The 23,439-nt window shown below is 70.3% G+C and carries 16 protein-coding genes; 5 read left to right on the top strand and 11 right to left on the bottom strand.

The window, feature by feature from the left end:
• Nucleotides 1–256: 256 nt before the first annotated feature.
• From OH768_RS25320 to OH768_RS25295, 6 genes are all read right to left on the bottom strand, one after another.
• Nucleotides 257–2,548, bottom strand: a complete 2,292-nt coding sequence (locus OH768_RS25320) for a transketolase-like TK C-terminal-containing protein (protein WP_406465435.1) — start codon at nt 2,546–2,548, stop codon at nt 257–259.
• 159 nt (nt 2,549–2,707) lie between these two features.
• Complete coding sequence (locus tag OH768_RS25315; RefSeq protein ID WP_406457220.1) at nt 2,708–3,838, bottom strand: trans-sulfuration enzyme family protein; 1,131 nt, start codon at nt 3,836–3,838, stop codon at nt 2,708–2,710.
• Nucleotides 3,839–5,077, bottom strand: a complete 1,239-nt coding sequence (locus OH768_RS25310; protein ID WP_406457218.1) for an amidohydrolase — start codon at nt 5,075–5,077, stop codon at nt 3,839–3,841.
• Nucleotides 5,077–5,859, bottom strand: a complete 783-nt coding sequence (locus OH768_RS25305; RefSeq protein WP_406457216.1) for an amino acid ABC transporter ATP-binding protein — start codon at nt 5,857–5,859, stop codon at nt 5,077–5,079. Before OH768_RS25305 ends, OH768_RS25310 begins: the two co-directional genes overlap by 1 nt.
• Nucleotides 5,856–6,794 (bottom strand): amino acid ABC transporter permease, encoded by a 939-nt coding sequence (locus tag OH768_RS25300; RefSeq protein WP_406457214.1) that lies wholly within the window; start codon nt 6,792–6,794, stop codon nt 5,856–5,858. Before OH768_RS25300 ends, OH768_RS25305 begins: the two co-directional genes overlap by 4 nt.
• The gene (locus OH768_RS25295; RefSeq protein ID WP_406457212.1) at nt 6,791–7,723 is read right to left on the bottom strand and encodes an ABC transporter substrate-binding protein; all 933 of its coding nucleotides are present in this window, start codon (nt 7,721–7,723) and stop codon (nt 6,791–6,793) included. The genes OH768_RS25300 and OH768_RS25295 overlap by 4 nt, the downstream gene beginning before the upstream one ends.
• Before the next feature lie 208 nt (nt 7,724–7,931).
• Here OH768_RS25295 and OH768_RS25290 point away from each other — a divergent pair, with 208 nt between their 5' ends.
• The 4 genes from OH768_RS25290 (at nt 7,932) to OH768_RS25275 (ending at nt 14,422) form a co-directional block, all read left to right on the top strand.
• Nucleotides 7,932–8,678 carry a FadR/GntR family transcriptional regulator gene (locus tag OH768_RS25290; RefSeq protein WP_406457210.1) on the top strand — a complete coding sequence of 249 codons (747 nt, stop codon included), beginning with the start codon at nt 7,932–7,934 and terminating at the stop codon, nt 8,676–8,678.
• A gap of 406 nt (nt 8,679–9,084) precedes the next feature.
• Nucleotides 9,085–10,938: a protein kinase domain-containing protein gene (locus tag OH768_RS25285; protein ID WP_406457208.1), complete on the top strand. Its 1,854-nt coding sequence runs from the start codon at nt 9,085–9,087 to the stop codon at nt 10,936–10,938.
• 181 nt (nt 10,939–11,119) lie between these two features.
• Nucleotides 11,120–11,539, top strand: a complete 420-nt coding sequence (locus OH768_RS25280; RefSeq protein ID WP_406457206.1) for a hypothetical protein — start codon at nt 11,120–11,122, stop codon at nt 11,537–11,539.
• Between the two features lie 405 nt (nt 11,540–11,944).
• Complete coding sequence (locus tag OH768_RS25275; protein WP_406457204.1) at nt 11,945–14,422, top strand: SpoIIE family protein phosphatase; 2,478 nt, start codon at nt 11,945–11,947, stop codon at nt 14,420–14,422.
• 46 nt (nt 14,423–14,468) lie between these two features.
• Here the strand turns inward: OH768_RS25275 and OH768_RS25270 are convergent, their stop codons facing one another.
• The 5 genes from OH768_RS25270 to OH768_RS25250 all read right to left on the bottom strand — a co-directional run bounded on the left by OH768_RS25270 (nt 14,469) and on the right by OH768_RS25250 (nt 22,474).
• Nucleotides 14,469–15,632 (bottom strand): substrate-binding domain-containing protein, encoded by a 1,164-nt coding sequence (locus OH768_RS25270; protein ID WP_406457202.1) that lies wholly within the window; start codon nt 15,630–15,632, stop codon nt 14,469–14,471.
• A 70-nt stretch (nt 15,633–15,702) separates the two neighbouring features.
• The gene (locus OH768_RS25265) at nt 15,703–16,812 is read right to left on the bottom strand and encodes an ABC transporter permease (RefSeq protein WP_406457200.1); all 1,110 of its coding nucleotides are present in this window, start codon (nt 16,810–16,812) and stop codon (nt 15,703–15,705) included.
• Entirely contained in the window at nt 16,809–18,356 is a 1,548-nt protein-coding gene (locus OH768_RS25260) for a sugar ABC transporter ATP-binding protein (RefSeq protein ID WP_406457198.1), read from the bottom strand. The genes OH768_RS25265 and OH768_RS25260 overlap by 4 nt, the downstream gene beginning before the upstream one ends.
• Before the next feature lie 143 nt (nt 18,357–18,499).
• The gene (locus OH768_RS25255) at nt 18,500–21,376 is read right to left on the bottom strand and encodes a SpoIIE family protein phosphatase (RefSeq protein ID WP_406457196.1); all 2,877 of its coding nucleotides are present in this window, start codon (nt 21,374–21,376) and stop codon (nt 18,500–18,502) included.
• 129 nt (nt 21,377–21,505) lie between these two features.
• Nucleotides 21,506–22,474, bottom strand: coding sequence for a cyclase family protein (locus tag OH768_RS25250; protein WP_406457194.1), 969 nt, complete (start codon nt 22,472–22,474; stop codon nt 21,506–21,508).
• 72 nt (nt 22,475–22,546) lie between these two features.
• On the opposite strand from OH768_RS25250, the gene OH768_RS25245 reads away from it, so the two are divergent.
• On the top strand, nt 22,547–23,218 hold the full coding sequence (locus OH768_RS25245; protein ID WP_406457192.1) for a dihydroxy-acid dehydratase: 672 nt from the start codon (nt 22,547–22,549) through the stop codon (nt 23,216–23,218).
• The last annotated feature ends 221 nt before the right edge of the window (nt 23,219–23,439 follow it).

The raw sequence follows: 23,439 nt of genomic DNA, 5'->3' as shown, positions 1-23,439 counted from the left end.
AGCAGCGGTGATCGGTCTGGTGGGGACAGGGCTGACCGGGTCCGGGTGCCGACTCGGTAGCCCGCCGTGCTGCCTGCGGATTCACCTGTGGCACTTTTTCCCTGCGGGGCAGCCTGTGTGGGCATCGTTGAAGGCGGCATACCGACGACTCCGCACCTGGCGGAGGCCGGGCCCAGAGATCCGTCGAGACACGGCCAACTCTCGCAGGAGCCCCGTGACTCGCGGACGTTCCAGGCGGAACCCGCAGTCAGCCGTCTCAGCGAGTGAGGTCGAGCGCCGCGCGGACGATGCTGTCGGCGTCGACGCCATGGTGGCGGTAGACGTCCTCAAGGGATCCGGACTGCCCGAACCGGGTCACGCCGAGCGCTGTGGTCGGCACCCGGTTGACGGTGGCCAGGAACGTGAGGGTGTGCGGGTGCCCGTCCAGGACGGTGACCAGCGGTGTGGCACGATCCGCCGGGAAGACCTGGTCGAGGATCCATGACTCTGCCGCCTCATGCCCCTGCCGCGCCCGGACCGCCCGGTACAGCAGATCGGGACTGGTCACACAGATCACGTCCGCGGCGATGCCGGCCTGCTCCAACCGCTCGGCGGCGGCGAGGGCTTCCGGCACGAGGGCGCCCATGGCCGCGATGCTCAGGGCAGGCACCTCGGTCCGGCGCAGCAGGTAGGCGCCGGCCACCACCTGGCGGCGCCGTCGCTCGCGGGCCGCGGGATCCGCGGGCATGGCGGCGAGTGACTGGTCGACCGGCCGGGTGGAGGTCCGTAGATAGGCCGAGCAGCCGTCGGGCTTGCCGAGTTCCGCCAGGGCGGCCAGCAGGGTCCACTCCGTGTCGAGGACGAAGGCCGGCTCGTAGCTGACACAGCCGGGTTGTTCGAGGCCGATGGACGGCGTCTTGATCGATTGGTGCGCCCCTCCTTCGGGGGCGAGCGAGACCCCGGACGGGGTGCCGATCAGGATCGACTGCCCGCCCGCGTAGATGCCGTACGACCAGGGTTCCAGGGCGCGTTCCACGAACGGGTCGTAGAGCACCCCGATCGGCAGGAGGGGCTGACCCCACCGGCTCCAGGTGGCGCCCAGTTCCCCGAGCAGACCGACCAGGTTGACCTCGGCGATGCCCAGCTCGATGTGTTGCCCTGTGGGCCTTTCACGCCAGTGGAGGATGGTCTCGCGGTCGTCGGCGAACCAGTTGGGGCGTTCGGTCGCCGACCACACGCCGACCTTGTTCACCCAGCCGCCCAGGTTCGTGGACGACGAGACGTCCGGGCTGACCGTCACGACTCGCCCGGCCGCTTCGGGTGCTTCCCGGGCCAGGTCGAGCAGGGCCCGCCCGATCGCGGCCTGTGTCGTCGCCACCCCGGACGGGGTCCGGCCCATGTCCACCGGCAGGTCCGGCGGGGCAAGCCGAGGGCTTTTCTGCCGGTGCAGGCGCTGCGCGGTGCGCAGGCACAGCGCTTGTGCGGGGCTGCCGTCGGGGAAGGGCCGCCAGGGATCGGCCGGATCGGCACCGACACGTGCGGCCATGTCGCGCATCTGCTCGTCGGTGAGCAGGGCTGAGTGGTTCTGCGGATGCCCCTTGGTCGCCAGGCCATGTCCCTTGATCGTGTAGGCGAAGATCACCGTCGGGCGGGAGTCGTCGATCGTGGAGAACGCCTCGTCCAACGCGTCCAGGTCGTGACCTGCCAGATCGGCGATCGCGGCGAGCAGCCCCTCGTCGTCCAACTGGGCTGCCAGGTCAGCGATCCGCCCGGCGCCCGGCCCGGTGCCGGGCAGCCGCTGCCGCAGCTCGGATGCTCCGCAGCGCAGAAGTCGCTGGTACTCGGGGTTCGGCATCGTGTCGATGCGGTGCCGCAGCTCGTCGCCCCCCGGACGGCTGAAGAGTTCCTGGAGCAGCCGACCGTACTTGAGGGTGATCACCTGCCAGCCGGCCGCGGTGAACATGCCCCGCAGCTTGTCGGCCGCGATGTCCGGCACGACCCGGTCCAGCGACTGGCGGTTCAGGTCGACGACCCATACGAGTTCGCCGAGCCCGGCGACCGCCGGATCGAGCACGGCCTCCCACACCGCGCCCTCGTCCAGTTCCGCGTCACCGAGCAGCGAGTACTGACGCCCGGTACCTGCCCCTCCGGTCAGGCCGTCCACGTACCGGCGGGACAGCGCGCCCCAGATCGGGGCCGTGGCCCCGATGCCGACCGAACCGGTCGAGTAGTCGACGGGATCCGGGTCCTTCGTTCTGCTCGGGTAGCTCTGCAGTCCCCCGAAGTCGCGCAGCCTGGTCAGGTAGGCGGAGTCGAGCTCACCCAACAGGTGGTTGATCGCGTGCAACACCGGCGAGGCATGCGGCTTGACCGACACCCGGTCCTCCGGACGCAGATGCCGGAACCACAGCGTCGTCATGATCGACACCATCGATGCCGATGACGCCTGGTGCCCGCCCACCTTCACGCCGGACTCGTTCGGGCGGACCCGGTTCGCATGGTGGATCATGGCCGTCGACAGCCAGAGCACCCTGTTCCGCACCTCGTACAGCAGGTGGTTCTCGTCCATGACTCCGGGCGGACTGATCGTCGGACTGCTCACTTGGTGCACCATCCTCTGTAGCTGGTCATGAATCTGCTGTCGCCCTCGAACTCCCGGTCGGCGCCGGGCGGTTGATGCCCTCCTCCGACGCCGCGGTCATCGGCGCCCGCGGCGTCGGAGCCCGTTTCACGATGCGGCGTCGAGCGCCTTCGACAGGTCGGAGAGCAGGTCGTCGGGGCTCTCGATACCGGCGGAGAGGCGCAGGACGTCGGGGTCGTCGACCGAGTCCACGAGGCTCACGACATCACCGAGACTGGTGGCCCTGACGAACTGCGTGAACGTGTCGTACACCGCGGCCTTCCGCTCCGGCTCGTGCAGCGCGAAGGAGAGCATCCCGCCGAAGTGGCGCCCGCCCGTGAGCCGGCAGGCCAGCCCGTGCGCCGGTGCGCTCGGGAGGCCCGGGTAATGGACCACGCTCGTCGCTTCATGGGCTTCGGCGAGTTCGGCGAGTTGCAGTGCGGTGTCACTCGCCCGGGCCACTCGCAGTTCGAGGGTGCTGATCCCCTCGATGACAGCAGCGGCGTTGTGCGGGGTGATGATCGTTCCGAGTCTGCGGCGCAGGGTGGCAATCGCATCCATGGCCGGCCCACTGCCCGCCAGCGCACCGGCCAGTACCCGGCCGTGCCCGGCCAGGTACTTGGTCGCGCTGTGGATGACGAGGTCGGCGCCGAGCTCCAACGGCCGGAGCAGCACCGGGGTGGCGAAGGTGTTGTCCACCACCACCAGGGCATCGTGATCGTGCGTGATCGCGACGATCGACTCGATGTCGAGGACGTCGAGCCGCGGGTTGGTGAACTCCTCGAAGAACACCGCGCGGGTGGCGGGCCGGAATGCCGCCTCAAGCGCCGTCAGATCTGTCAGGTCGACGAACGTCACCTCGCATCCGAAGTCCGGCAGGTCGTGTGTCAGCCACTCCCGGCTGTTGACGAACAGCTGGTCGGACGCGATGAAGTGGCCTCCCCTGCGACCCAGCGCCAGCAGCGCCGTGGTGATCGCCGCCATCCCCGAGGAGAAGGCCAGGGCGCGTGGCGCCGAGTCGATCGACGCCAGCGTCTCTTCGAGAGCGGCGACGGTCGGGTTCTGCACCCGGGAGTAGTAGCCGTACACCATGGGGTCCCGCACGGTCCGCTCGTGGGTGGCCATGTCCGCCATGGCGAAGGACGCGGTGTCGAAGACCGGGGTCGCGACCGCTGCCAGCGGGTTCGCTCCCCGGCCGTGCACCAACCTTGTCGCGAGCCCACGTTCGTCGTGGTCCATTCAGGCCCTTTCCGCTGCTATGGGCTGCCCACCAGGGGGCGCGAGCAATGCGGGTACGTCCACGACGCCGCCGGCGGCCTCGAACTCGGCGCGGCTGCGCTCCCGGAGCCCGGGATCGGTGAGGTAGTCGAGCGCGGTCAGGGCCAGGGCCACTGCCCCGTCGACGACCGCCCGGTCGCCCTGCTCCGAGCCGGCGTACTCGGCGAAGCCGGCGGTGTGCATGGCGACCTCCGGCGGGGCGATACCAAGGGTGGGGTGGATCGCCGGGACACGCAGGCTGATGTTGCCGAGGTCGGTCGAGCCCTGAGCTCCCCCCGTCGGCCCGAGGGTGCGCCCACGGCCGGCAAGATGCGCTCCGAAGCGGGCTGCGAGCGCGTCGTTGCCACGCACCGGCAGACACGGCTGGATCCGGTCCCACACCGTTTCGAGTTCGGTCTCCGTGATCAGCGCGGCACCCTCGAAAATGCGCTGCACCCGCTCGCCCAGCGCAAGCAGTGAGCCGAGCTGAGGCGACCGGATCAGCAGTCGCAGCGAGGCTCTCGCGGGCACGACGTTCGCGACCCCGCCGCCGTCGGTGATGACTCCGTGGACGCGGTCGGTCTGCGGGATGTGCTGACGCAGGGCCGCGATCCCCTGGTACGCGGCGACGACGGCGTCGAGCGCGTTGCGCCCTGCCTCGGGCCGGGCCGAGGCATGAGCCGGAATCCCGTGGTAGGTCACCTCCACCGAACGCAGCCCGAGGGCGGCGAAGTCGATGCTGTCGTGCTGGGCGGGGTGGAGCATGATCGCGGCGTCGATCCCGTCGAAGGCACCGGCACGGGCCATGATCTCCTTGCCGGAACCGTTCTCCTCGGCGGGAGTGCCGAGGAGAACGACCGAGCCATCCGTGTCACCGATCGCGTCGGCCAACCCGAGAAACGCCCCGGCCGCCGCCGCACCGATGACGTTGTGCCCACAGCCGTGGCCGACGCCGGGAAGCGCGTCGTACTCGGCCAGGAGCGCGATGCGCGGCCCTTGTGGATTCCCGGCCGACGCCTGGAGCGACGTCTCCATGCCGTGGACGCCGACGCTCGCTTCGATACCGTGCGCCCTCACCAACTCGGCCAGGGCGGCGACCGATCGGTGCTCCGCGAACCCGATTTCGGACAGGCTGTGGATCTTCCTGCTCAGCGCCACCAGCTGGGGAGCGAGCGTCTCGATGCGGTCGGTGACCTGCCGCGCCGGCTTGTCCCGCGCCATCACAACACCTTTCCCAGGAAGGAGCGGGTGCGTTCGTGGGTCGGCGCGCCGATGACCTGGTCGGGCGGCCCCTGTTCGATGATGCGTCCCTCGCTCAAGAAGACCGCGGTGTCGGCCACTTGACGGGCGAACCCCATCTCGTGCGTCACCACGATCATCGTCATCCCCGAAGCGGCCAGATCTCGCATCACGTCGAGCACCTCACCGACGAGTTCGGGATCGAGCGCGGACGTGGGCTCGTCGAAGAGCATCAGCTCCGGCTCCATCGCCAGCGCCCGGGCGATGGCGACGCGCTGCTGCTGACCGCCGGAGAGGTGGCTCGGGTAGGCGTCCTGCTTGTTTCCCAGACCGACCCGCTGGAGCAGCCCGCCGCCGCGCTCGACCGCGACATCCCGGCTCTCCTTCTTCACCCGCATCGGAGCCAGGGTCACGTTCTCCAGGACCGTCATGTGCGGGAACAGGTTGAACTGCTGGAACACCATGCCGATCCGGGACTTGCGTTCCGCGACGGCCGACGGGCGAGCCTCCTGCAGACGTCCCCGCACGAGATCGGAACCGACCAGCCGGCCGCCGACGAGGATGTACCCGCGGTCCACGGTCTCCAGGTGATTGATACAGCGCAGGAACGTGGACTTGCCCGAGCCGGAGGCCCCCAGCAGGCAGACCACCTCACCGCGTTCGACCGTCAGGTCGATCCCCTTCAGCACCTCCAGTGCTCCGAAGCTCTTGTGCACGCCGTGCGCCTGGACGACCGGCCGGGTCTCGGTGCCTGAGCTCGTCACGCTTCCCCCACTCGGGTCAGGCTGCGTCCGAACCGCTTCTCCAGGCGCGCCTGGAGAAGGGTGAGCAGCGTGGTCAGGACCAGGTACCAGATACTCGCGACGATCAGCATGGGGATCTGCAGGTAGTTGCGCGAGTAGATCTGTGTGACCGACTCGAGCAGGTCTCCGACGCCGATGACCAGCACGACCGAGGTCATCTTCAGCATCGAGATGAACTGGTTCCCGATCGGCGGGATGATCGCCCGCATCGCCTGCGGCAGTACGACGAACCGCAGCGTCGCGAGGCGTCCCAGGCCCAGTGCGTCCGCGGCCTCCGACTGACCGTGCTCCACGCTGAGCAGTCCGCCTCGGACGATCTCCGCGACGTACGCGGCCTCGTTGAGCCCGAGCGCGAGGATCGCTGCCGCGAAGATCGGGATCACCGTGTTCGTGTCCCAGCTGACGAGGAACGCACCGCCCGGGATGCCGATTCCGATCCGGGGGAACAACGAAGCCGCGAACCCCCAGAACAGCACCTGGACGAGCACCGGTGTGCCGCGGAAGAACCAGATGTACAGGGCGGCGGCGTTGCGGGGCAGGGCGCTCTCCGAACGCCGCATCACGGCGAGCACGACCCCGCCGACGATGCCGACGAGCATCGCGGCGACGGTCAACTCCAGTGTCACGGCGATGCCTTCGAGTACACCGACGTCGAAGAGATAGCGCCCGACCGTCGGCCAGTCGAAGCCGGGGTTGGTGAACAGGATCGCGATGGTGAACCCGGCGAGCACCAGGATCGTTCCACCGGCGACCACCTGCCCGACGGAGCGGCGTCGGACCAGTTCGTGCTCGGCTGCCGCGACAAGAGCTGCAACGTCCATGCCGTCGTCACCCGAACGTGTATCGGTGCGGGTACGCCCCTTCTCGCCGGCGCTCGCCGAGGCGTTCCCGCTCACGACGCCACCACATTGACCTGCGACTTCGCCACCGCCGCATTCGCTATGTCCCAGCGCTTGAGGATCTTCGTGTACGTCCCGTCGGCGATCAGCCCGTTGTAGAACGCTTGCAGCGCCGCTGCGAGCTTCTCCTCGTCCTTGGGCACGGCCACCCCGGCCGCCGCAGGACTGAGCAGGATGGTGTCCACGGACTGGAACAGATTCGGCTGGAGCTTCGCCTGGTAGGCGACTGCCGTGTTGTCGGCGAGCATCGCGTCGGCACGCCCGGTGGCGACCGCTTGGTTGACGTTGCTCTGCTGCGGCACGATCATCGGCTTGATCTTGGACTTGCCCGCCTTCGCGCACTGCTCCTGGAGGCTGTCCATGTTCCCCTGAGCCTGTGCCGTGCCGGTCTGCGCGGCCACCGTACGCCCGCACAGGTCGAGCGGCTTCTTGATCCCTTTGGGGTTGCCGGCCTTCACCATCGCGGACGTACCGCCATTGAGGTAGCTGACCAGGTTCAGGACTTCGGTGCGCTCCTGGGTAACGGTCCACGCGGACCAACTGGCGTCGAAACGGCGTGCCTTGAGACCCGCGAGCATGCCGTCGAAGGGCACCTCCACCCACTTGACCCGCAGTCCGGTCCGAGCCGTGAGGGCCGCGGCGAAGTCGGCGCCGACGCCGATGATCTCCCCCGAGGAGCTTTTGAAGGCGCTCGGCGGATAGTTGGGGTCGGCCGCGAGCCGCAGCACCCCGCTCTTGCGTACGTTCTCCGGGAACTTCGCCAGCATTGCGGAGTCGACCGCGCTCTTCACCTTGAGCGGCGTGGAGGGCAGACCAGCCTTCTTCGGCCGCGCGCCGGCACCGGTGCTGTCGTTGTTACTGCATGCACTCATCCCGAGCACCGCCAGCGCGACACCTGTCGCGGCGATCCCGTGCAGAACTCTCATCTGCCACTCCTGTGTCGATCCCTGACAGGCGAAAGCACCCACCAAGGAGCTGCGGAAGGATCATACTTATGATGTATGTGGAGCATAGGTATGATGCATTTCCCTGACAAGGCCTCGTCGTCACGAACACTCGGAGCAGTGCCGCCGCCACAGCAAGTGGCGTTCCGGAGGGCAGTGTCGGGCACGAGGGACACAACGAGGAGATCAAGTGGGCAGGCTCAGCGACCAGGTCGTGGCACGGCTGCGGCGGGCGATCGTGCACGAGGAATACGCGCCGGGCAGCCGGATGCCCACTGCGGAAGCCCTGTCGGATTCGCTCGGGGTTTCCCTCAGCGTCGTGCGCGACGCCTTGCGAACCCTGTCCTCCATGGGGCTCGTCGAGGTCCGGCAGGGACACGGGATCTTCGTCTCGGTCCCCCGGGACGACATCGTCACCACCGCCCTGACCCTCCGAATGCAGCGATCAGGCGTCACCATCGGGGAGGTGCTCGCCGCCCGCATCACCCTTGAGTCCACCCTCGCTGCCGAGGCCGCGCGCGTCTGTGACGATGAGGCCTTGCGCATGATGCGCGGACACTTGCGGCGCTTTGAGGACGGGGTCCGAGCCAAGGACTGGCCGACAGCGCACGACCAGCACCTGCAGTTCCACCTGTCGATCATCAAAGCGCTGCGACTGCCCGCGCTGGAGCTGCTGATCGAACCGCTGCAGGAGCTCATCATCGTCAGCTCCATCCCCCCGGACCCGGAGAGCGGAGAGCAGTGGGGTATCGGATCGCACGACCAGATCGTCGAGGCACTGGAGGCCAGGGACCCCGAGGCCGCGCGAACCGCGGTGCGTGAACACTTCCGGTACGCGCACTCGCTCCCGTACCTCGACTACGGAAAGACGCTCTTCCGCGACGCCAGGTCCGCGCTGGAGGAGCGCGCCGAGTCGGGCCACGAACTGTCCTCCTGACAAGCCGCGTACGAACGGTGGCGATGAGGCGTCCGACAGGATGCCTCATCGCCAAACGGCCGTTGCCGTACTGGAACTTGAGGGGCCCACGGCTTGTCCAACCGCCGCCCGGTTTCCCGAAGGAGGCCGCAGAAGGGCCCGCGGCAATCCGCTGGCGTTGCTGGAGCGGCCGCTACTGCACCGTGCGCGGGCTGAGGGACAGCCGGACAAGCCGGCGCGCCCCGATCTCGAGCGCGTACCAGTTCATCACCGCGTAAGGCAGTTGCGCTATCGTCGCTCGCGATCAAACACCCCCCACCCGACACAACGGGGAATCTCCATGTCAGACCACGGCCGCGCAGGGTTGGATGCCCTGCAAGTCGATCCGTCTGTTCCAGAACTGTCGCAGGAGGGCAACCTCGGGCGAGTGGGACCGTACACGCTCGTGAAATGGCTCGGCAGTGGCGGGATGGGCCGGGTCTTCCTGGGGCGGGAGGTGAGCGGGGCGGGGAGGCTGGTCGCGGTCAAGGTGATCCGGCCGGAGTACGCCGAGGACGCGCAGTTCCGGAAGCGGTTCGAGCGGGAGGTCGCCGCTCTGGAACGGGTCCAGGGACCGTACCTGGCGCGGCTGATGGGCAGCGGCCTCGACGAGCACCAGGTGTGGATGGCCACTGAATACATCCCCGCGCCCAGCCTCGCCGAGGCGGTCGACGAGCATGGACCGCTGGACGCGGCGGCGGCCTGGCGACTGACGGCCGACCTGGTCCAGGCGATCCAGGCGATGGCCCGGGCCGGGATCGTGCACCGGGACCTCAAACCGTCCAACGTGCTCCTGGCCACCGACGGCGCCCGCGTGATCGACTTCGGCGTCGCTCAGGCGGCCGAGACCAGCTCCATCACCACGACCGGCCACTTCGTGGGCACCGCCGCGTACATGTCGCCGGAGCAGGCCCGCGGCAAGCCGGTGACCACGGCGTCCGACGTCTTCTCAGTGGGCTGCACGCTCGCGTACGCGGTGGCGGCGCGAGCTCCCTTCGGCGACGGCACCGGCGTCGATGTCATGCACCGGGTCGCGTACGAGCCGCCGGGCGACGACGTCCTCGCCGCCGTGGGCGCGGTCGACCCGGACCTGGCCACACTCATCATGGGCTGCCTGGCAAAGGAGCCGGAGAAGCGTCCGAGTCCCGATGCGCTGTTCGCGACGGCCGTCGCACACCAGATTCCCGGCACCGGAACCGGCCCCCGGGACCGCACACCGGTCGGTCCGCCCGAGCCCACGCCCGCAGCAACGGATCCGGCGTCCGGACCGGCCGCACCGTCTGCCACAAGGAAGCGTCGGCTCCTGCTGATGGGCGCCGCCATCGTGACGGCGCTCACGGTCGCCGGGGGCGTGGTGACACTGTTGGGCACGGACGAGGGCCGGCCGTCGGCCGGCTCCGGCCCGGCGGCATACCCGACCGCGCAGGTCAGCCCGACGACGGCCCGGCCCCTGTTGGCCGCCGCGTCCACACCGGCCGCGACACCGGCACCTCTGAAGAAGGCATCCAAGAAGCCGGCGTCGGCGTCGGCCCGCGCGACGCCCCGGGTGGATCCGGCCACGCTCGACATCCGCTCGGCCGCCTGCCCCGCCACGCTCACCTTCGGAGCGAGCGGCGACTGCGTCAGGGCTCTGCAGATCCTCCTCGGCGGCTGGGGCATCTACACGGCAGTCGACGGCCGCCTCGGACAGCAGTCGCTGAGTGCGGTCAAGGTCTTCCAGACCGGGGCCGGCATCCTCGCGGACGGCAACGTGGACGCGCAGACCAAGACGTTGCTGTACAGCGCGGACCGCGGTCCGGTCCAAACCGGCACGCTGACCGTGACCGAGCAGATCAACGGCGTCGACCAGGCCCGCTGCCTCGAATCGGGCTCCGCGCGCGTAGGCCGAAACGTCCAGGTATGGGCATGCGACGGCACCCTCGGCCAGCAGTGGGCACTGCACCGGGTACCTGGCCAGGACGGCCAGTACATCCTCGTCGCGCAGGCCGGCCACGGCTGCCTGGACGCCGACCAAGGCACGGCCGGGACGAACGGCCAGCTGATCCAGGGCCCGCCCTGCACGGGCCTGACCGCCCAGCGGTGGAGACTCGGCGACCGGAAGGCATCCGGCGCCCAGGCGCTGATCAGCGTGCCGAACGGCTTCTGCCTGGACGCCGATGCCGGGACGAACGGGCAGGACGGCCAGAGGGTCCAGGGCTGGGGCTGCGCCGGCACCAGCCCCCAGGACTGGACGTGGAGATGAGCCGGTACTCGCCGTTCTGCGCTTCCCGGACGAGGACGAGGCGGTGGCCATCGCCAACTCGCTCGCCACGATCGGGCCATCGTTCGACAACGGGTCCAGACCACAGTCCCTGCGAGGACCGGCGAGCGTTAGGTGCGGCCTACCGCGGGTATCCGCTCGGTAGGACCGGAGGTGACCCGACATGCTGTTTCTCGGACTTCTTCTGCTCGCCGCGACCGCAGCCTTCACGGGACTGGCGATCTCCGACAACCTCGGTGGCGGACCGCACTACACGGTGTCCGTGCTCGGCAACGACATCGCCACCATGAGCACCCTGGCGATTTTCTGCGCCGGGCTCGCCTTGGCGCTGATCTTCTCGCTGGGCCTGTGGATGGCCACCGGGGGCGCCATGCGCCAACGCAACCGGAGGATACGGATGCGCGACGAGCGCGACCAACTGGCCGCCCGGCTGTCGGAGCATGAGGCGGCCGCGGAGCCGCAGGCGTCGGCCACCACTGGCCAGGCGGGGCCTGCGGCGCCCACGATGCCGGCTTCAGAGCCCGCGGCGGCGCCCGCACCGCGCCGACGCCGCGGCAGGCGGATCCATATCTTCGGCCACTGAAACATTGAGGACATGACCGACCGCCGAACGGCGGGTCACCCGGTGCACGCACCGGCCGCGGTAGCCGCCCCGAAGGCGGAAACACCAGGCAGGCAGGCGCTGCCTGCGGGGTGGGCGCTTTGACGAACAGTTCCCGCGCATCCGCGCTGGTCAGTCCCAGGCCCGCGGAGGCGTTCAAGGCAGCCTGTGCCGGTCGGCCCTCGCCGACGCCGAGGCCCGGGTGAGCGACAGCGCCGCGTCGGCCGGGCCCCGCACCGTTGATCGCCGCCCCAGCGTCATCTTGCGGCCCGCCACACACCGACGGGGATCCATGAAGGACCCTAAAATGGAACAAATTCCTCATGAGTGATCGAGGGCAACGTGTCGGCCAAAGGTGTGGCATCGAGCGCGTACCCGTTCGGCGCTGTGAGTGCCGACGAAGCACCCGAGCGCGACGACGCGCTGGTCAGTGCCGTCACCGGTGCCGTGGAGGTGACCGGGGCGCATGCCGGAAGTGTGTTCCTGCTCTCCGGCGACCAGCGCTCGCTCGTCCTGGCCGCGGTGTGCGGGTCGCCGCCCTCCTTGCTCGGCGGGTGGCGTCGCATTCCGGTGAGCAGTCGTATCCCCGTGGCGGAGGCGTACCGCCTCGGGCACATCGTCCACCTGGGCGGCCCGGAGGAGACGATGCGGCGCTTCCCGCAGCTCTCGGTCTCCGTGCCCTACCCGTTCGGCTCTGCCTCGGTGCCGGTGAGAGCGGGCGAGCGGACCTACGGAGCGATGGCCGTGCTGTGGGCTCCCGGGCCCGACGAGGCAGGGCTGTCGAGGGCGCAGCGCCGACAGCTTCGCTCCGCGGCCGACCGTCTGGGCACCGCCCTCGCCGGGCTGAACGCCCGCCGGGCGCTCGCACCGTACGACGAGCGGACGGCTCCGGTCATGGTCCCGCTCCCGTCCGCTCCCGTGACACGGGTGGGCCTGTTCGACTGGAACCTCGACACCGGAGCTCTCACCGCTGACGACGAGCTGTGCGCGATCTTCGAGATCCCGCCCCGCGAGTTCGACGGACGGGCAGCCACCCTGACGGCCAGGATCGAGTCGGCGGATCTGCCGGGCTTCCGGTCCGCCGCCGGTGCCGCAGTCGAGGAAGGCCATGTGCTCGCGCACTGCCTACGTATCCGGCACGGCACCGGTGGGCACCGCACTGTCGAGCTGTGGGGCCGGGTTCCCGAGCACCCGGGCGATCGACAGGCGTCGTCCCATCTGGTCGGCGCCGTACTCGACTCCGGGAGCGGAATGGCCGCCGTGGCGGCGATCGAGCGGCTCACGGACGGCTTCTTCGCGCTGTCTGTGGACGGACGTTTCGCCTACGCCAACCACAGCATGGAGAATCTGCTGCGGGCCCGCCAGGACGAACTGCTCGGCAGGCGCCCCTGGGATGTCCTGCCCTGGCTGGCCGATCCCGTGTACGAGGACCGTTACCGGGCCGCAGTGGTCTCCCAGCAACCGGTCTCCTTCCTGGTCCGCCGACCGCCCGACGAGTGGCTCGTCTTCTCGCTCCACCCGGGCGCGCAGGGCATGACGGGCTGGGCGGCGCCAGTGAGGCAACGGGTGCCGGCCGGCATCGGCCCCGGGACGCCCGTCACGGAGGAGGGGCCGCCCGTCTCCTTGTCGCCCCCACCCGCGGCCCCACGCCTCGGTGCCCTCTACCGCGTGCTCCAGCTGGGCAGCGCCCTCACCGGGGCGGTCACCGCGCACGAGGTCTTCGATGTCGTCGCCGAGCAGCTGCTACCCGCTTTCGGCGGCCAGAAGCTGGCGATCGCCGTGGTGGAGGAGGGGCGCCTGCACCAGCTTGCTCAGCGCGGCTACCGGGAGGGTTTTCTCGCCCGGTTCGAAGGCACCCCGCTGCATGCCCGGCTGCCCGTGACGGACGCGCTGACCTCGGGGGCCCCGCTCTTCGTCGAGTCGCGGCAGAAGCTCCTCGAGGCGTACCCCGGGATCCCGGCCGGCGACTCCAACTCCTGGGCGTTCCTGCCGTTGATCGCCTCCAACCGGCCGGTCGGCGCCTGCATGCTTGCCTTCGACGACGTCCACCGGTTCCCCGACGAGGAGCGCGGACTCCTCACCGCGCTGGGCGGCCTGGTCGCCCAGGCCCTCGAACGCGCCAGGCTCTACGACGCCGAATTCGCCCTCGCCCGCGGCCTGCAGAACGCACTGTTGCCGCACGAGCTGCCCACGCTGCCGGGCCTCCGCGTCACTGGGCGCTACCTTCCGGGCACCAGAGGGATGGACATCGGCGGGGACTGGTACGACGTCATCCCCACCGGTGACGAGGTCGCGCTGATCGTCGGGGACGTCGAGGGGCACAACGTCGCGGCCGCGGCCGCCATGGGCCAGCTGCGCAGCGCGGTACGGGCCTTCGTCACCGCCGGCCAAGAACCGGGCGACGTCGTCGCCAGCACCAACCGGCTCCTCATCGACCTCGGCCCCGCGTTGCTCGCCAGCTGCTGCTACGCCCGTTTCCATCCCCGATCGGGGGTCGTGCGCATGGTCCGCGCGGGCCACTGCCCGCCCCTGCTCCGGCTGCCCGACGGACACGCCGAAGTCCTGGATGTGCCCGGCGGCCCTCTGCTCGGCGTCGAGGCCACGGCCGACTATCCGGAGTCGGAGCTGCGCCTGCGGCCCGGATCCGTCCTGGCCCTGTACACGGACGGGCTGGTGGAGAGGCGCGGCTCGGACATCGGTTCCGGCATCGACCGGCTCCGGGTCTCTCTGGCCCGCAGGGGTGGGGACCGTCTGGAGGATCTGGCCGACGGGCTGCTGCAGGATGCCTACACGTCCCCCGACCGGCTGGACGACATCGCGCTCCTGCTCACCGAGTACGCTCCGCCACCGCAGACGGCCGGGTAGGCCGACCTCCGGGCGGATCACACCGGCCAAGTCGTCGACGCCACCGCTACCTGCCCCAGATCTTCCGGTACGCCTCCCGGTAGCCCGACGGGTCCCAGGTCGTGGCACCGTCGCTGTTGTCGGCCGTGGTGATGTGGACGGGGGCCGCATACCCGCTGGCGGGACGGCCGGAGAAGGCGCGGTTGAACTCGTCGACGATCTGCCAGCCCTGCAGTGACAGTGGCTCGGGGACGGTGGCGGCCTGGTACTGCCCGCTGTTGATGCGCTGGAAGGCGGAGGGGTCGCCATCGCCGGCGCCGATGTTGAAGGGCGGGCCGGAGCCTTTCTTGCCGGCCGCGCGGAAGGCGGGGGCGGCGTCGGCGAAGTACAGGTCGTTGATGGCGACGGAGTGGGTCCACCTGCTCTGGAAGCGGGAGAGGAGGGAGGAGATCTCCCGCGGGGTGCGGCCGCCCGCGTCCGGGATCGGGATGTTCTCGTATGCGAGCAGTTTCACGCCCGGGCAGGTGGCGAGCTCCTTCCTGATCAGCTCGGACTTGTCCCTGGCGAAGGGGATTGAGGCATCGGTGAAGAGCACGACTCCGGCACGGCCGTTGGAGTGCGCGATGATCCACTGCGCGCTGATTGCGGCCACGTCCTCGACGTGGGTGGTGACGTTGGTGAAGAGCTCCGGCCGTCGGCTGGGGCCGGGTGCGGCGACCGCGTGCCAGCCGATGAGCGGGATGCCTGCCGCGTTGGCGCGCGAGACCTGCTGCGACGTCGAGTTGGGGTCGAACCCGCCGATGACGATGCCCGAGGGCTTGAGGGCCACGGCCTCGCTCATTGCCGCCTGGATGCCGGTGGGGGTGCCCCCGCCGTCGATCACCCGGACGTTCCATCCGATGACCCGCGCGGCATCCTTCACTCCGTTCGCGGCGCCTGCGACTCCGGGATTGGTCATGGTCTGGGCGACGTAGACGATGGTCTTGCCGGACACCGCCGCAGGGCCGCTGGTCGGCCCGTGCCAGGGGATGTCGGTTTCCTCCGCATCTGTGACGGCGGTCTCGGCCCTGGCGTGGACAGCAGGGCAGCCGCTCGGGCCCGTGGTGGACTCACCCGGTCCGCCCGGCGTCCCGCGCTCGCAGCCGACAAGGACGGTTGCCGTTGCCAGCAGGGCACAGGAGGCGAGCCGAACCCTGAAGTTGCCGGGGGTGGCTTTGCGGTTGCCGTACACGCGAGCTCCTCGTGCAGGAATGAGCGGGAGGCTGCGGCCGGGGGCACGGAGGTGGTGCCCGTGGCGTGGGTCAAGGCGTGGTGCCTGCTGTGCCACCGTCCTGCGTCGGGGAGGACGGTGGCACAGGCGGCACGGCGGGCGAATCGCGGGCCGCGACCACGCCGCTGCGCAGTCTGCGGCGTGCGGCATATCCGGCCAGGCCGACGGCGATGAGCAGGGTGCCGCCGTAGAACAGCGGGACCGCCCAGAAGTCGGCGCCCAGCTGGTCGATGCCGGTGAGGCCGACGGCGAGAACGGCGACGGCCACGACGGTGCCGATGGCGTTGGGCCGGCCGGGTTTGATCGCCGTGGAGCCGAGGAGGGCGCCGACGAAGGCGGGCAGCAGGTAGTCGAGGCCGACGCTCGGATTGCCGATCTGCTGCTGGGCCGCGAGCAGCACACCGGCCAGGCCGACGATCAGTCCCGATGCGGCGAACGCGTAGACGGTGTACTTGCGGGTCGGGATGCCGACGAGATCGGCTGCGCGCGGGTTCGACCCGACGACGTACAGGTACCGACCGAGCGGCAGCCGTTCCAGCACCAGCCAGAGGGCGAGCGCGAGGGCGAGCACGTAGAAGGCGGGGACCGGAAGGCCGAGGAACGTGGAGTCGTAGAGGTCGGTGAAGGCGGCCGGAAGGCCCTCCGGGCCGGGGACGATCCGGCTGCCGCCGGTGATCCAGCCGGTCACGGCGTACAGCATGCTGCCGGTCCCGAGAGTGGCGATGAAGGAGTCGATGCGGCCGAACTCGACGACGACACCGTTGAGGACGCCCACGACCGCCCCTCCGACGATCACCACGAGGCAGGCGAGCGGCCAGGGCCATCCGTCGTTGACGACGAGTTGCAGCACCATGACGTGGGCCAGGCCGAGGCCGTAGCCGATGGAGAGGTCGAAGGATCCCGTCACGATGGGGATCATGGCGGCGAGCGCGAGGACGGCCGGGATTGACTGGTTGGACAGGATCGAGTCGACGGTGTCCAGCGTGGGGAAGGTGCGCGGCAGGGCGAGGGAGAAGATCAGGACGAGCAGGGCGGTGAGGACCAGGAGGCCGTAAGCGCCGATGAGGTGCCCGGGGCCGTGCAGTCGCCCCGGTCGACGCGATCGCGGCCGGGGCGAGGAGGGGGAGGGCGGGGCGGTCATGGGTTCGTCCCGGTTCCGGAAGGTGGCATGGCCGAAGCCGCCCGGGTGAGCCCGGTGACCGTGAGGGCCGCACCGCTCAGCTCGGCCGTCACGGACCCGCGGACGAAGACCAGGGTGCGCCCACACACGCCCGCGACCTCCTCGAAGTCGGTGGAGATGAGCAGGACCGCGAGGCCTGCGGCCAGCGCCTCGTCGAGCAGGCGGTGGATCGCGGCCTTGGCGCCGACGTCCACGCTCGCGGTCGGCTCTTCGAGCACCAGCAGGCGCAGGCTCACCCGGAGCCACCGGCCGATCATGACTTTCTGCTGGTTTCCGCCGGACAGGGTGGCGAGGGGAGCCTCGCTGTCACGGGGGCGCACCGAGAGCCGTTCGATCAGGGTGACGGCCTCGGCACGTTCGCGCCGAGGGTTGATCCAGCGCAGCGCCGGCAGGCCTCCCGCGCGGGGATTGGCCAGGAGATTCTCCCGTACGGTCAGCTCGGCCAGGCAGCTCTCCCGCAGTCTGTCGCCGGGCACGAAGCCGACCCCGAGTCCGACGGCATCGGCGACCGCGCGGGGGTGGTACGGCCGGCCGCCGAGGAGGGCCCGACCGTCGAGGAGGGGCCGGGAGCCGGCGACGGCCCGGCCCAGGTCCATGTGTCCGGCACCCGAGAGGCCGACCAGGCCCAGGACTTCCCCGGCCCTGAGTTCCAGGCTGACCGGCCCCGTACCGGCCGTTCCTGCACCGTCGAGGGTCAGGACGACCGGCCCGTCGGCCGGGGCTTTGGAGCGACGGTGGTCCGTCAGTGCCTCGCCCACGATGTCGTGCACCAGACGGGCGGGGCTGTGGCCTGCCAGCGGGCCGTGGCTGACGAGGCGGCCGTCACGCAGTACGGCGAAGGTGTCCGCGACTTCGTACACCTCGTCCAGGCGGTGGCTGACGTAGAGGATGCCGTGGCCCCGGTCACGCAGGGCGTGCAGGACGCGGAACAGCCGGGCGCAGTCTGCGGCGGGGAGGCGGGCGGTCGGCTCGTCGAGGACGATGAGCTTCGCGCGTGCTGCCAGGGCCCTGGCGATCGCGACCAGCGAACGCTCGGCCGGGGCGAGTCGGGCGATCGGCGCATCGGGGTCGAGGTGTCCGGCGACGATGCGTAGGGCGTCGGCGGAGCGCTCGCGGGTCCGCCGCCAGGAGATCAGTCCGGCGCGGCGCGGATACCCGGTGCTCAGGGCGATGTTCTCGGCGACCGTCATCCACTCCACGAGGCCGAGGTCCTGATGGATGAAGGACATGCTGCGGGAGGCGGCCTGACTCCCGAGCGGGTGGCCGTCCACCGTGATCTGCCCCGCGTCCGCGTGGTGGACGCCGGCGAGCACCTTGATGAGCGTGGACTTTCCGGCACCGTTGGGCCCGAGGAGGGCGAGGATGCTGCCGGCGTGGACGTCGAGGTCGACCTCAGCCAGCGCAAGGGTCCCGCCGAACCGCTTGCCGAGCCCGCGGATACGGACCAGGGGTTCCGCCTCGAACGGAGCAGCCGCCTTCGCAGACGTGTCGGGAGCGTCGTACACGGACATCTCCGGGGGTCGGCCTGGCGATTTCTTCCCGACTTTGTAGGGGATACTAGCCGGGCAAGTCATGCCATTTCATACGATTCTGATTGTCGTGACCCCAACGGGTCAGTGGGCCGCTCCCGGAGCGCCGGGCTTCGTCCTCACGCGCCGTCGAGCCCGCATTCGGCCCAGATGGCCTTGCCTTCCGAGAGGTGGCGCGTACCCCAGGTCTGTGACAGCTGCGCGACGAGGAACAGGCCACGCCCGCCCTCGTCGGTGGTGGCCGCGCGACGCAGGTGCGGGGCGGTGTTGCTGCTGTCGGAGACCTCGCAGATCAGGGTGCGGTCGTGCAGGAGCCGTACCCGGATGGGCCCGGAACCGTGGCGGATGGCATTGGTGACCAGCTCGCTCAGTATCAGCTCCGCGGCGAACGCGACCTCGTCGAGTCCCCAGTCGGCCAGTCGCCGGATGGCGGCCGCACGGACTTCACCGACGAGGGCCGGATCGGCGGGCAGCTCCCAGGTGGCGATCCGACTGGGGTCCAGGGCGTGGGTGCGGGCGACGAGCAGGGCGATGTCGTCGCACGGGTGGGCGGGCGCCACGGTGTCCAGGATCGCCTGGCAGGTCTCCTCGGCGTTGCGGCCCGCGTGTGCCAGGGCTGCGCGCAGCTCGTCGAGGACCATGTCGACATCGCGGTGCCGGTCCTCGATGAGTCCGTCGGTGTAGAGGACCAGCTGACTGTTCTCGGGGAGGTCGATCTCGACGGCGTCGAAGGGCAGCCCCCCCAGGCCGAGCGGAGGCCCGGCCGGCAGGTCGGGATACGACACGGCGCCGTCGGGGTGGACCAGCGCGGGCGGCGGGTGGCCTGCCCTGGCCATCACGCACCGCTGCGTAGTCGGGTCGTAGATGGCGTACAGGCAGGTCGCGCCGATGATGTCGGCGCCCTTGCCGTCGGGATCCTCCCGGTCCAGGCGCCCCACGAGGTTGTCGAGGTGGGTGAGGACTTCGTCCGGGGGGAAGTCGAGTTCGGCGAAGCTGCGTGCGGCGGTGCGCAGTCGGCCCATGGTGGCGGCGGAGAGCATGCCGTGGCCGACGACGTCGCCGACCATGAGGCCGACGCGGGTGCCGGAAAGGGGGATGACGTCGTACCAGTCTCCGCCCACGTCGGATTCCGCGGGCAGGTAGCGATGGGCGACCTCGACAGCATCCTGATCGGGCAGAGCGTGCGGGAGCAGCCTGCGCTGCAGGGCCAGGACCATAGTGCGTTCGTACGTGTAGCGCCGGGCGTTGTCGATGGACAGGGCAGCGCGGGTGGCGAGTTCCTGGGCCAGCGAGCGGTCGTCGTCACCGAAGGGGGCGGGGTCCTGGGCGCGATAGAAGCTGGCGACGCCCAGGACGACTCCGCGGGCGACCAGAGGGACCGCGATGAGGGAGTGGACGTAGGTCGGCAGCCGTTCGCTGTGCTCGGGGTCCTGGGCGAGCCAGCCCGCGGCGGCCTTCAGGTTCGGTTCCAGCACCGTCTGCCCGCTGGTCAGGCACCGCAGCTGCGCCGTGGCCGGGCCGAAGTGGACCTGCTTGCCGACCGGGCTGAACGGACAGTCGTCGCGGATGCCGTGGACCACCGCACGGCGCAGGTCGTCGAGGGGATCGGCGGGCTCCTCGCCACGCAGTACGGCCTCGGGCAGGTCGATCGTGACGAAGTCGGCCAGTCGCGGGACCGCCGTCTCGGCGAGCTCTTCGGCGGTGCGGCGCACGTCCAGGGTGGTGCCTATGCGGCCGCTGGCCTCGGACAGCAGCTCCAGGCGGCGCCGCGCGGCCAGGGCATATGTCCCCACATGCGGCTCCCCCACCAGCACGAGCCCCCTCGCCGGGGGCTGCGAGTGGGGGTGACCGTCCGCTACACCGTCGGCGCCTGCGGTCGTGGCACCCGTGACGACCTGGCCGGGTGCGGCGTCGGGAACGCGCCCGGACGGTGGGAGGACAGAGAGATGCCCGGGCACCACGACGACGGGAACGGCCCCGGACGGCGGGACGGCAGGAACGACGGCAGCCTCGACGGGGAAGCCCGGCAACTCGTCGACCTGGTGCGGGATGGCGAGGTGCTCTCGCGGTGAGGGACCGGGGAGGACGGCCTCGATGGCGATGCCTTCCACTCCGGAGGCACTTGTCATCGGACGGCTCACGAGCGTGACCCGTCGGCCGTCGGGCAGGGACACGTCGACGGCGGCCCGTTGCGCACGGGAGATCAGCTCGGCGGCCTTGTCCATGAGGATCGCCCGGTCGCGGGAGTGCAGCTCGAGGGCCAGTTCGTCCACTCCGGCGCGGTGGTGAGAGCCCGCGGCGGCTTCGGCTCCGGTGTCCAGGTACGCCCTCAGCAGCGCATGCTCACGCGCGGAACTCTGCCCCAGCAGCCGCCGCTCGATGGCCTCGGCCGCCTTGCGTATCACGGTGGCCAGCGCCGGGTCCTCGAAGCTGCGCGGATAGCCGAAGCACAGAACGCCCTCTATGCGGCCGCTGAGCGGGTCGCGGACGGGAAGCGCGCGGCAGGCGCTGCCCTGGGAGCGTTCGGCGAAGTGCTCGGCACCGTAGACCCGGATGGGTTGCCGCTCCGCCAGGGCGAGACCGATGCCGTTGGTACCGGCGACCTGCTCGGCGAACACGAACCCTGGGACGCTCTGGATCTCCGGGAGACTTCGGGCCAGCGAGGTCTGTCCGAAGCGGCGCAGGAGAACCGTCCCGCTCTCATCGGCGACGGAGATGTTGATCGCGCTGCCGGCGAACCTGGACTGCAGCCGGTCGAGCACCGGCACGGCCGCGTGGACAAGCCGGTCGTCCGGATCGAAGTCCTCCCGAAAGGGAAGGTCGGACTGGTCCGGCGACAGCCCCATGGAGCGGCAGCGCTGCCAGGAATCCAGGATCGACGTTCGCACGCCCGTCTCGACCGGCTCCCCCTGCAGAAACCGCTCACGGAAACGGGCGGGCCCCGTGCCGCCTGTCGCACGCCCCGTCGGTATCGGTTCCCAGCCGGACCGAACCACGCTTCGCCTCACTCGCGCCGTCGATAATCCACATTCAGGAAATACCTGTCATTGACGAGGATACGGGGATTAAGTACACGAGTCACGGTTCGTAAGCTTCCTCACGCAGCGACCGGGCCGGGCCGGCTGTCACAGGACCGCGACCGGGTTGACGGGCGAGCCCGTCCCGCCCGGGACGTTCAGCGGCGCCACGACGAGCAGGAACTCACACCGCCCCGCCTCGGCGGTCGCGGCGGAGAGTGCTTCCAGGTCGAGGTTGTCCAGTAGTGGCACCCCCATCGCGGCGACGGCCAGGGCGTGGACCGGCGAGTGCACACCGTCCACCGGCGAGGGCCGTACGTCACTGTCGCCGTCACCGCCGAGCAGCGCGATGCCGCGCTCGGCCAGCAGCGGTACGGCGTCCACGTGAAACCCCGCACTCGCCGTGTCGGGGTCCCAGGCACCGAGTTCCGCGCGGCGGGCGACGTGTCCGGAGCGCAACAGCACCGCGTCGCCCTCGCCGATCCTGACATCGAGCGCCTTCTCCGCGGCGACGATGTCCTTCGCGTGCACCGCCTGTCCCGGCTCCAGCCAGCGGATCCCGAGGACGACGGGGAGGTCGAGGAGCACACCCCTCGTGACGAGCGGTCCGAGCGTCGACACCGCGCCGAAGCGGGCTCCTGCGGCGTCGACGACCTCGTGTGCCGTACGGCCGTCGTAGAGCTGCCCCCGGTAGGCGATGTGGCACAGCGCGTCGAGATGGGTGACGCCCTTGCCGTGGTAGTCGGCGGCGATGAAGTCCTTGTGAGTGGAGGGCTCCGGGGCCTCCACATCACCGAGATCGGTCATGTGGTGCAGGGCTGGCTTGCGGTTGTCGGGGCCCGGCCGGGTGTTCCAGGGCAGCGCCATCGGGACGACCGTCCCGGACCGCACTGCGGCCGCGGCCCGCCGCACATGGTCCGCGGTCACACGGTTCCAGGCACCACGATCGGCCGGGGCCCAGCGCCCCCACGTGCGAACCGCCTCGAAGAGCGCGTCGAACTCCCGACGGGAGACGGCAGGCCCGTTCCCGGTACCGGGTGGCCTGGGATTCGGGGCGTCGGCGGAACTCGAGGTCATCTGTACTCACCGGCCCGCTTCGGAACGGCCCCGGCGTCAGGACGTCGCCGGGCGCCAGGAAGTGCCGTCCTCGTGATCGGAACTCCAGCTTTGCACATTCACTGGGCGGTCTGCCCTACGCATGCGCCGCACGGCCGTGTGAGCGCGGCAACCGTCAACGGTCGATCCACGGCCTCCGCGTGCCCTGGCGACCAGCTACCCACCGCCTGGTCGTCGTGCAGGTGCTCCGGCCTCAGCGACGGCCACGTCTCGCCTTACGCGACGTCGGGCGGAGTGATCGCCCTGGTCCAGTACGGCGACCAAATCCGCATCGACATCCCCAGCCGCGGCATCGAGCTGCTGGCGCCGCAGGCCGAGCTGTCCACCCGCCCGGAGGCCCTCGGCGGGGTCTGGGCGGTGCGCGACGTCTCCTACGACGGCAGGACCGGCGAGGCGACGTGCGGGAACGTCCTCGCCCCCGGTCTCACGAGCAAAGAGCCGCATGTAGCCACGGAGAGTAAGGGTCGCGCGGTCCGGGTCGAAGCTGCTCTGGCAGAGGCGGGGGAAGCGACCAGCGGGAGAGACCGCGGCCGGGGCACACGCGACGGCAAGTCGATCACTGAGACTTTGACCGCGCCGGCCATGGGACGGTCATGGGGTGAGCGGTATGCGACCTCGATGGCAGACCTCGGGCGCCAATACGAAGCTGCGGAGTCCGGGCTCAGAGCGCGTATGGCGGACCTCGGCTACGACTGGCCTTTGTGAACGGCCGTTGGCAGCCTCCATGCAGCACCCGCGTCAGAGTTCTCTCTCATCGTGGGGCCTTGCCCACGGTGTTCGGACACGGAGTTCGGCTACCCGGACCGGCTGTCGGGATGCGAGTCCGGGCGATCCTGAACCGGGGCCCTGAGCGGTCGTTGTGACTGGTTACGGCCGATCCCAAAGCCGCTGGGGAAGGGCGTGTCGGGGCGGTTGAACGCTCGGGT

This window comes from Streptomyces sp. NBC_01622, assembly GCF_045209635.1.
Classification (GTDB): Bacteria; Actinomycetota; Actinomycetes; order Streptomycetales; family Streptomycetaceae; genus Streptomyces.
This window is presented reverse-complemented; position numbering and strand designations above follow the sequence as displayed.

Bases quoted from the DNA above. Each gene is read 5' to 3' on its own strand.
- OH768_RS25310 (WP_406457218.1), bottom strand. From the start codon at position 5,077: ATGGCGCGGGACAAGCCGGCGCGGCAGGTCACCGACCGCATCGAGACG.
- OH768_RS25265 (WP_406457200.1), bottom strand. From the start codon at position 16,812: ATGACCGCCCCGCCCTCCCCCTCCTCGCCCCGGCCGCGATCGCGTCGA.
- OH768_RS25320 (WP_406465435.1), bottom strand. From the start codon at position 2,548: ATGGACGAGAACCACCTGCTGTACGAGGTGCGGAACAGGGTGCTCTGG.
- OH768_RS25295 (WP_406457212.1), bottom strand. From the start codon at position 7,723: ATGAGAGTTCTGCACGGGATCGCCGCGACAGGTGTCGCGCTGGCGGTG.
- OH768_RS25315 (WP_406457220.1), bottom strand. From the start codon at position 3,838: ATGGACCACGACGAACGTGGGCTCGCGACAAGGTTGGTGCACGGCCGG.
- OH768_RS25250 (WP_406457194.1), bottom strand. From the start codon at position 22,474: ATGACCTCGAGTTCCGCCGACGCCCCGAATCCCAGGCCACCCGGTACC.
- OH768_RS25280 (WP_406457206.1), top strand. From the start codon at position 11,120: ATGCTGTTTCTCGGACTTCTTCTGCTCGCCGCGACCGCAGCCTTCACG.